The organism is Gemmatimonadetes bacterium SCN 70-22 (genome assembly GCA_001724275.1).
Lineage (GTDB): Bacteria > Gemmatimonadota > Gemmatimonadetes > Gemmatimonadales > Gemmatimonadaceae > SCN-70-22.
In genome coordinates this window covers 1-7,691 of record MEDZ01000069.1, presented here as the reverse complement: position 1 = coordinate 7,691, position 7,691 = coordinate 1, and the positions used below count along the sequence as shown (strand labels likewise).

7 protein-coding genes are annotated in these 7,691 nt (G+C 72.5%); 4 read left to right on the top strand and 3 right to left on the bottom strand.

Annotated elements, in window-relative coordinates; translation table 11 throughout:
• The first annotated feature begins 135 nt into the window (after nt 1-135).
• Nucleotides 136-633, top strand: coding sequence for a hypothetical protein (locus ABS52_18845; GenBank protein ID ODT00227.1), 498 nt, complete (start codon nt 136-138; stop codon nt 631-633).
• Between the two features lie 43 nt (nt 634-676).
• On the opposite strand, the gene ABS52_18840 is transcribed toward ABS52_18845, so the two are convergent.
• The 3 genes from ABS52_18840 to ABS52_18830 all read right to left on the bottom strand — a co-directional run bounded on the left by ABS52_18840 (nt 677) and on the right by ABS52_18830 (nt 4,399).
• On the bottom strand, nt 677-1,081 hold the full coding sequence (locus ABS52_18840) for a hypothetical protein (protein ID ODT00226.1): 405 nt from the start codon (nt 1,079-1,081) through the stop codon (nt 677-679).
• A gap of 161 nt (nt 1,082-1,242) precedes the next feature.
• Nucleotides 1,243-1,920: a hypothetical protein gene (locus tag ABS52_18835; protein ODT00225.1), complete on the bottom strand. Its 678-nt coding sequence runs from the start codon at nt 1,918-1,920 to the stop codon at nt 1,243-1,245.
• A gap of 148 nt (nt 1,921-2,068) precedes the next feature.
• Nucleotides 2,069-4,399 carry an RNA-binding transcriptional accessory protein gene (locus ABS52_18830; protein ODT00224.1) on the bottom strand — a complete coding sequence of 777 codons (2,331 nt, stop codon included), beginning with the start codon at nt 4,397-4,399 and terminating at the stop codon, nt 2,069-2,071.
• A gap of 419 nt (nt 4,400-4,818) precedes the next feature.
• Here ABS52_18830 and ABS52_18825 point away from each other — a divergent pair, with 419 nt between their 5' ends.
• Genes ABS52_18825 through ABS52_18815 form a run of 3 tightly spaced genes read left to right on the top strand, consistent with a single transcriptional unit; the run spans nt 4,819 to nt 7,638 of the window.
• Nucleotides 4,819-5,376 (top strand): hypothetical protein, encoded by a 558-nt coding sequence (locus ABS52_18825; GenBank protein ID ODT00223.1) that lies wholly within the window; start codon nt 4,819-4,821, stop codon nt 5,374-5,376.
• Nucleotides 5,377-5,410: 34 nt separating this feature from the next.
• Nucleotides 5,411-6,736, top strand: coding sequence for a hypothetical protein (locus ABS52_18820; protein ODT00222.1), 1,326 nt, complete (start codon nt 5,411-5,413; stop codon nt 6,734-6,736).
• Nucleotides 6,733-7,638 (top strand): hypothetical protein, encoded by a 906-nt coding sequence (locus ABS52_18815; protein ODT00221.1) that lies wholly within the window; start codon nt 6,733-6,735, stop codon nt 7,636-7,638. Before ABS52_18820 ends, ABS52_18815 begins: the two co-directional genes overlap by 4 nt.
• Nucleotides 7,639-7,691 lie beyond the last annotated feature (53 nt).

Here is a 7,691-nt window from a genome sequence, read left to right as displayed (position 1 = left end):
GGGGGGGGGGGGGGCGCGATGCGCGGAGGGCTCGGCGAATCCCGGGTGGGTGATCCCGCGTAGTGTGTCGGCGCGGGCGAGGGCGTCTCCCGACGTCGTCTCGCCCGCGCCGTCTACATTCAGGATCCGTCTCGCATGGGTGTGTTGCTCCTGGCGGCAGCGATGGTGCTGTCGATATTCCTGGTCGTCCTGGGACTCCCCGGGCTCTGGCTGATGCTCGGGGCGGCGCTGGCGTACGACTGGCTGGTGCCGGCGTCCGGGATCGGGCTCGTCACGCTCGTCGTGGCCGCGGCCCTCGCGCTCCTGGGCGAGGCGCTGGAGTGGGTGCTCGCCACGCGCTACACGGCCAGGTACGGCGGCTCGAGCCGGGCGGGGTGGGGGGCGATCGCCGGGGGGATCGCCGGGGCGATGGTTGGGCTCCCCGTCCCGCTGGTCGGAAGCGTGATCGGCGCCTTCGCCGGCGCCTTCGTCGGCGCGCTGGCGCTGGAGCTCACCATCGCCGGGGCCACGCGGCAGAGTGCCACGCGCGTGGCGTGGGGGGCGCTGCTGGGGCGTGTGGCGGCCGCGGTCGCCAAGACGGGGGTCGGGTGCGCAATGGCGGCGCTGATCCTCGCCGCCGCACTCCGGAGTTAGGCGCCGGGCGCGCCGCCGGGCCCCGGGGCCGCCCAGCCGGCGCTCATTTCCCGCACAGGTGCTGCAGCGCGACGTCGGCGAAGTTCCCGGCGATTGCCGGGCCGAAGCCGGGTTGCTTGTTCACCGTGCGCTGGAAGACCCGGTTCGCCTTCTCGTCGATGTAGGTGGTGTTCTCCTTCGTGGCGAAGGTCATCCTGGCGCAATCGAACATCGCCAGCGCGCGCGAGGCGGTGAGGTTGCCCTTGGGCGACTTGACCGGGGTGGTGTAGACGACCCGGATGGTGGCGTTGACGATTCCGTCGTTCCCCTTCCGCACGCTCCGCGCGTCGACGTACACGGGGTTTCCGCTTCGCGTCTTTCCGATCTCCTGCCAGCGCGGCTGGGCCTGGGCCGGGCGTGCGGGGAGGAGGAGCGCGAAGGCCAGGGCGACAGACGTCAGGCGGGGCATGCGAGTCATGCGAGTCATGCGAGTCATGCGAGTCATGCGAGTCATGCGAGTCATGCGAGTCATGCGAGTCATGCGGGGCATGCGGGGCATGCGGGGCTTGCGGGGCATGCGGGGTGGATGCCGGGGGCGTGAATCGAGGGGCGAGGCGAGGGGAAGGCGCGTCAGCGCGGCGTGAGGCGAATCGCGGGACGCAAGTGGCGGGGGCGCGATGGCGACGATTCGGGCTTCAGCTCGGGCTTCAGCTCGGGCTTCAGCTCGGGCTTCGGCTCGGGCGTCGGCTCGGGCTTCGGCTCGGGCTTCGGCGCGGGCGGCGGTGCCCTTGGGGCGAGTCGCTGGGTGACGCGCTCGGCGACGAGCGACTCGAACGCGCCCGTGCTGCCGCAGGCCACGGGAGCGGTCGAGCTTCCCGCCACGTCGCGCGCCCCGCCGACCATCGCCAGCCGCAATTCGGTGGTCGCCGCATCGCGGGCGTCGACGAAAGCGAAGGCGGTGATGAAGACGCGCCAGTTGTCGGCGTTGGCGCCCGTGATGCCGCTACCGCAGTTGAGGTAGCGCGAGATCGGGGCGTTGGCGAAGCGGCGCATCCTCGCGATGCTCGTGACGCCGACCATGCCGCGCACCGAGTCGCGCGTATCGACGGGGAGCTCGAGCTCGGCCAGGACCTGCGCGACCGCGTGGAAGACCTGCGCGCGCGGCGCCTGGATCGTGTGGACGCTGGCGAGCGAGTCGATGGCCAGCGGCGCGGGGTGCCCGACGATCCCGACGCGCACGCGGACGTGCTGCGCGCGCGCCGGGAGCGTGGCGACGACCAGCGCCAGCGTCGTGAGCAGGAGTCGCATGGGGAGGGCCCTGGCCAGGAGTGCTTCGTGCACTACGCAACCACGAGGCCCTTGCGTTGGCAAGGAGGGCGACCCGGGCGGACGATCACCGCGGCGGGGGGCGATGCCGATGCCGCGCGGGTGCGGCATCGGCGACTCCTGCGCACTGCTACTTGAAGCGCATGCCGTTGGGGGCGACGTACCCCTTGCCCGGGACGGCGGGTGGCTTCGGCGCCGGGGGGGCTCCCCGGGGGCGATCGCGGGCGCCGCGCCCGGACGCGCCGCTGCGCTGGCCGTCCGCTTCCTGCGCATCCCGCCGGGGGCGCTCGCCACTCGCTCCTCCGCGTCCGTCGGTCCGCATCGTGAGCGCGATGCGCCCGCGCGCGAGGTCGACCGACTGGACCGTCACCTTCACCTTCTGCCCGACCTTCACCACGTCGTTGGGATCCCTGACGTAGCGATCGGCCAGCTGGCTCACGTGCACCAGGCCGTCCTGGTGCACGCCGATGTCGACGAAGCAGCCGAAGGCGACGATGTTCGTCACGACGCCTTCGAGCATCAGGCCGGCGGTGAGGTCTTCCGGCTTCTGGATGTCGTCGCGGAAGGCGGGAGGCTCGAACGCCTGGCGCGGATCGCGACCGGGCTTGCGCAGCTCGTCGACGATGTCGCGCAGCGTGGGGAGTCCGACATCGTCCGAGACGTACCGTGTGAGGTCGAGGGTGGCGAGGAGCGCCTCGTTCCCGACGAGCGAGGCGACGTCGGTCGCGAGATCGGCGGCCATGCGCTCGACGAGGGCGTAACGCTCGGGATGGACCGCGCTGGCGTCGAGGGGGTGCGACCCGCCGCGCACGCGCAGGAAGCCGGCGGCCTGCTCGAAGGCCTTGGCGCCCAGCCGCGGCACGTCGCGCAGCTCGGCGCGCGAGCGGAGCCCGCCGCGCTGGTCGCGCAGCGCGACGATCGACTGGGCGAGCGACGGGCCGATCCCCGAGACGTAGGCCAGGAGGGCGGCCGAGGCGGTGTTGACCTCGACGCCGACGCGGTTGACGCAGCTGGCGACGACCTCGTCGAGGCGCGACTTGAGGCGCGGCTGGTTGACGTCGTGCTGGTACTGCCCGACGCCGATGGACTTCGGGTCGATCTTGACCAGCTCGGCGAGCGGATCTTGCAGCCGACGGGCAATCGAGACGGCGCCGCGGAGCGAGACGTCGAGGTCGGGGAACTCGGTGCGAGCGAGATCGGAGGCGGAGTAGACCGAGGCTCCGGCCTCGTTGACGACCACCACCTGCGGGCGTGGCGGGTCGAGCTCGCGCAGCGCCGCCTTCACGAGGGTCTCGGTCTCGCGGCTCGCCGTCCCGTTGCCGATGGCGATGAGCTCCGGGGCGAAGCGCGCGACCATGGCGCGGATGGCGCCGGCGAAGCGGTCTTCCTGGTGGAGATAGAGCGTGTCGGTGTGGACGAGGGCGCTGGTCGACGTGACGACCGCGACCTTGACGCCGGTGCGGAAGCCGGGGTCGAGCCCGATCACGCGGCGCTCGCCCGCCGGCGGGGCAAGGAGGAGCTGCTCCAGGTTGCGGCCGAAGATCGTGATCGCCTCGTCATCGGCGCGCGACTTGAGCTCCATGCGGAGCTCGACCTCGATGGCCATGGCGAGCAGGCGCTTGTAGGCGTCGCCGGCGACGAGGGTGAGCTGCTGCGTGGCGCGTCGTCCGTCGAGGATCTCGCGGGTGAGACGGGTGGTGATGGCGTCGACGGGGGCCTCGATGCGCCAGATCAGCTCCTCCTCGGCCTCGCCGCGCCGAATGGCGAGCATGCGGTGGGACGGGATGCTGCCTAACGGTTCGCTGTAGTCGAAGTAGTCCTTGAACTTCGAGGCGTCGCTGGCCTTGCCGGGCTGGACCGTGCTCCTCACCACTCCCTGGGCGCGGGTCATCTCGCGGACCCAGCCGCGGACGGTCGCGTCCTCCGCCACCTGCTCGGCGAGGATGTCGCGCGCTCCCTGGAGCGCGGCGTCGGCGCTGGGGACCTCGAGCGCCTCGTTGACGAAGGTCGCGGCGAGGTCGGCGGCACCGGCGTCGTCGAGCGCGCCGCTCCAGAGCTGCTCGGCGAGCGGCGCGAGTCCGCGCTCGCGGGCGATCATCGCGCGGGTACGACGCTTGGGCTTGTAGGGGAGGTACAGGTCTTCCAGCGCCTGCTTGGTGTCGGCGGCGGCGATCTGCGCCCGCAGCGTGTCGTCGAGCTTGCCCTGCTCCTCGATGCTCTTGAGGATGGCCGCCCGGCGATCCTCGAGTTCGACCAGGTAGTCGGCGCGATCGCGCACGTCGCGCAGCTGGACCTCGTCGAGCCCGCCGGTGACCTCCTTTCGGTACCGGGCGATGAAGGGGAGGGTGTTCCCCTCCTCGAAGAGGAGGAGCGTCTGACGCACCTGGGGCGGGGCGAGCGAGAGCTCGCTCGCGACGCGGGCGACGATGGCGGGGGTCGACGAGGCGGCTGTATCGGTCATGACGCGACGGAGGGCGTGTCTGGATGGAGCGGCGGCGTGGGCCGGGCCCGAATGGAGAGCGGGCAAGGTGAAAGGGACGGTGCGCCGGGGCAACCGCTTGACATTGCCGCGTGCGGTGAATGACGGGGGATCGACCGGATCGCTTGCATGTCGCCCGGCGGGGGCGGGGGGGGCGGGGGGGGCGCCGGGCGCGGGGCATGCGATGGTGCGGGGAGAGGGTTGACATCGCCGGATTGACCATACAGTTTAACCATATGGTTAAACCAGATGGTTCATCGGGAACCGGACGGGCCGGGACGCACCGGGGGAAGCGAGGCGCGGGCGGCAGGCCGCGTGCAACGGCGCGCGCAGCCGCTCTGGCTCCCACCCCCGACGACGAGCGCGCCACCCGTGACAAGATCCTCGCGGCGGCCCATCGCGTGTTCGTGCAGCAGGGAACGGCGAAGGCCCGCACGCAGGAGATCGCCGACGAGGCCGGCGTGAACAAGGCGCTGGTCCACTACTACTTCGGCACCAAGGACGCGCTGGCGCAGGAGGTCTTTGCCACGGCGATGCAGGCGTTCATGCCGCGCGTCTTCGGCATCCTCGCGTCGGACACGCTCTCGATCGAGGACAAGGTGCGCACCGTCGTTCGCGAGCAGCTCGACTTCCATCTCGCGCGCCCCTACCTGGCCCCCTACGTCATGAGTGAGGCCCACACCGAGCCCGAGCGGGTGCGGTCGATCATGCAGCGCGGGGGAGCGGCGCGACTGGACGTGCTCCGCCGGCAGCTGCACAAGGCGGCCGCCGCCGGGACGATGCGCCGCATCGCTCCCGAGCAGTTCGTCGTGAGCCTCATCGGGCTCCTGGTCTTCCCGTTCATGGCGCGCCCCATGCTGGAGGTCATCGTGGGCGTCGACGCCGCGCGCTTCTCCGCCTTCATCGAGGCGCGGAAGCGCGAACTCCCCGACTTCTTCCTCGCCGGGTTACGCCCGTGACCGCACGCCACTTCTTCCTCGCCGGGTTACGCCCGTGACCGCACGCCACTTCTTCCTCGCCGCCGTCGTCGCGTTCGGCGCCGGGCGCGTCGTACCAGCGCAGGACACGCTGCGCCTGGGCACGCTGCACGACGCCGCGATCCGCCACGACCCCCGGGCCGCGCAGCCGGAGTTCCTCCGCTCGGCCTCGGGGCTGCGGCTCACCACGCTCGACATGGAACGGCGGCCGCAGCTGTCGTTCAACGCCGCCGCCTCGCACCAGAGCGACGTCACGGCGATCGGGCTCACCCTCCCCAACCAGTCGGTCCCGGTGCCGCCGAAGGACCGGTGGCAGGCGACGCTGGACGTGCAGCAGCTGGTCGTCGATGGAGGGTCGATTTCCGCGCGCCAAGCCGTGGAGCGGGCGCGGCTCGCCGAGTCGTCGGCCGCGGTGGACGCGGCGCTCTACCGCGTGCGGGCGGAGGTGAACGCGGCGTTCTTCGGCGCGCTCCTCCTGGAGGGGCGCCTCCGCGACTTCGATGCCCTCATGGCCGATCTCGATGCCCGTTTGCAGCTGGCGCGCAGCCGGGTGGTGAACGGCGCGGCGCTCCCGCGCGACACGCTCGCCATCGTCGCCGAGCGCCTGCGGGCCGAACTGGCGCGCGACGAGGCGGCGGCGGCGCGCCGATCGGCGCTGGCCGTCCTGGAGCGCCTGACGGGGGCGTCCATCACCGAGTCGAGCATCCTGGCGCTCCCCGACCTCGGGACCGATGTGGCGCGTACCATCGCCGAGGGGCGCCCCGAAGCGCTCCGCGTACGCCCCGAGTTCACCCAGTTCGACCGGACACGCGATCGGCTCGATCGCGAGGCGGCGCTGACCCGGGTGGAGAACCGTCCGCGGGTGGTCGCCTTCGGGCAGGCCGGGGCGGGGCGCCCGGGGCTGAACCAGCTGCGCACCAGTGCCGACGAGTTCTGGCAGGCGGGGCTCCGGTTCGAATGGCGTCCGTGGACCTGGCGCAACGCCGATCGGGCCACCGAGGTGCTCCGGGTGCAGCAGCGCATCGTGACGACCGAGGAGCGGGCGCTGGCCGAGCAGCTGGCGCGAGCCGTCGAGAGCGACCTGGCCGACATGCGGCGCCTGCGCGACGCGCTGGCGAGCGACGCGCGGTTGGTGGCGCTGCGGACCGACATCGCGCGGCAGGTCGACGCGCAGTTCACCGAGGGGACGATCACGGCCGCCGAGTACGTCGAGGTGCGCACCGACGTGCTGGAGGCCAACCTGCAAATGCATCGCCATCGTACCGAGCTGGCGCAGGCCGAGGCCCGGTACCTCACCACGCTGGGGCTCGCTCCCCGTTCCTTCCAGTCGACGACGCCATGAAGACCACGCGACTCGTACTCACCCTCGGCGCCATCGCGCTGGTCACTGCCTGCCGGCGGGAGTCGGCCGATGCCTACGGCAACTTCGAGGCGACCGAGGTGACGGTCGCCGCCGAGGCGAGCGGGCGCGTCCTGCGCCTGGACGCCGACGAGGGGACGCGGGTGGAGGCTCACGCGGTAGTGGGAGTCATCGACACGACGGCGCTGGTGCTGCAGCGTGCCGAGCTGGTGGCCCGGCGCGAGGCGGCGCGGGCGCGAACGCGCGAGGTGGACGCGAACGCGGCCGCGCTGGAGACGCAACGCGACATCGCGGAGCGCGAGCTGGAACGGACGCGCCGCCTGCTGGCGGCGCAGGCGGCGACGGCGCAGCAGGGCGATCGCGCGGAACGCGACGTCCGGGTGCTGCGCGACCAGCTGCAAGGAGCCCGGGCGACGCGGAGCACGATCGGGCGGGAAGTGGCGGCCATCGACGCCCAGCTGGCGACGCTGGAGGATCGGATCCGGCGCAGCCGGATCGTCGCGCCGGGCGCGGGGACGGTGCTGGCGCAGTACGCGGAAGCCGGGGAATTCGTGCAGGTGGGGACGCCGCTGTTCAAGATGGCGTCGCTCGATACGCTGATCCTCCGCGCGTACCTGAGCGGGGCGCAGCTGGCGCAGGTGGCGCTGGGGCAGGAGCTGGTCGTCCGGGTCGACGCCGGCGGCGATACGCTGCGGACGGTGCCGGGGCGCGTGACGTGGATCGCGCCGGCGGCCGAGTTCACGCCGACGCCGATCCAGACGCGCGAGGAGCGGACGGTGCAGGTGTACGCCGTCAAGCTGGCGGTGCCTAACGTCGACGGGCGCCTGCGGATCGGCATGCCGGCCGAAGTCACGCTGGCGGGCGCCGGCGCCGCGGGCAAGTGAGGCGAGCCGTGAATCGCCAGCCGGGTGGAGGTGCGGGGGACGGGCGCCCGGGG

Bases quoted from the DNA above. Each gene is read 5' to 3' on its own strand.
- ABS52_18845 (ODT00227.1), top strand. From the start codon at position 136: ATGGGTGTGTTGCTCCTGGCGGCAGCGATGGTGCTGTCGATATTCCTG.
- ABS52_18830 (ODT00224.1), bottom strand. From the start codon at position 4,399: ATGACCGATACAGCCGCCTCGTCGACCCCCGCCATCGTCGCCCGCGTC.
- ABS52_18840 (ODT00226.1), bottom strand. From the start codon at position 1,081: ATGCCCCGCCTGACGTCTGTCGCCCTGGCCTTCGCGCTCCTCCTCCCC.
- ABS52_18815 (ODT00221.1), top strand. From the start codon at position 6,733: ATGAAGACCACGCGACTCGTACTCACCCTCGGCGCCATCGCGCTGGTC.
- ABS52_18835 (ODT00225.1), bottom strand. From the start codon at position 1,920: ATGCGACTCCTGCTCACGACGCTGGCGCTGGTCGTCGCCACGCTCCCG.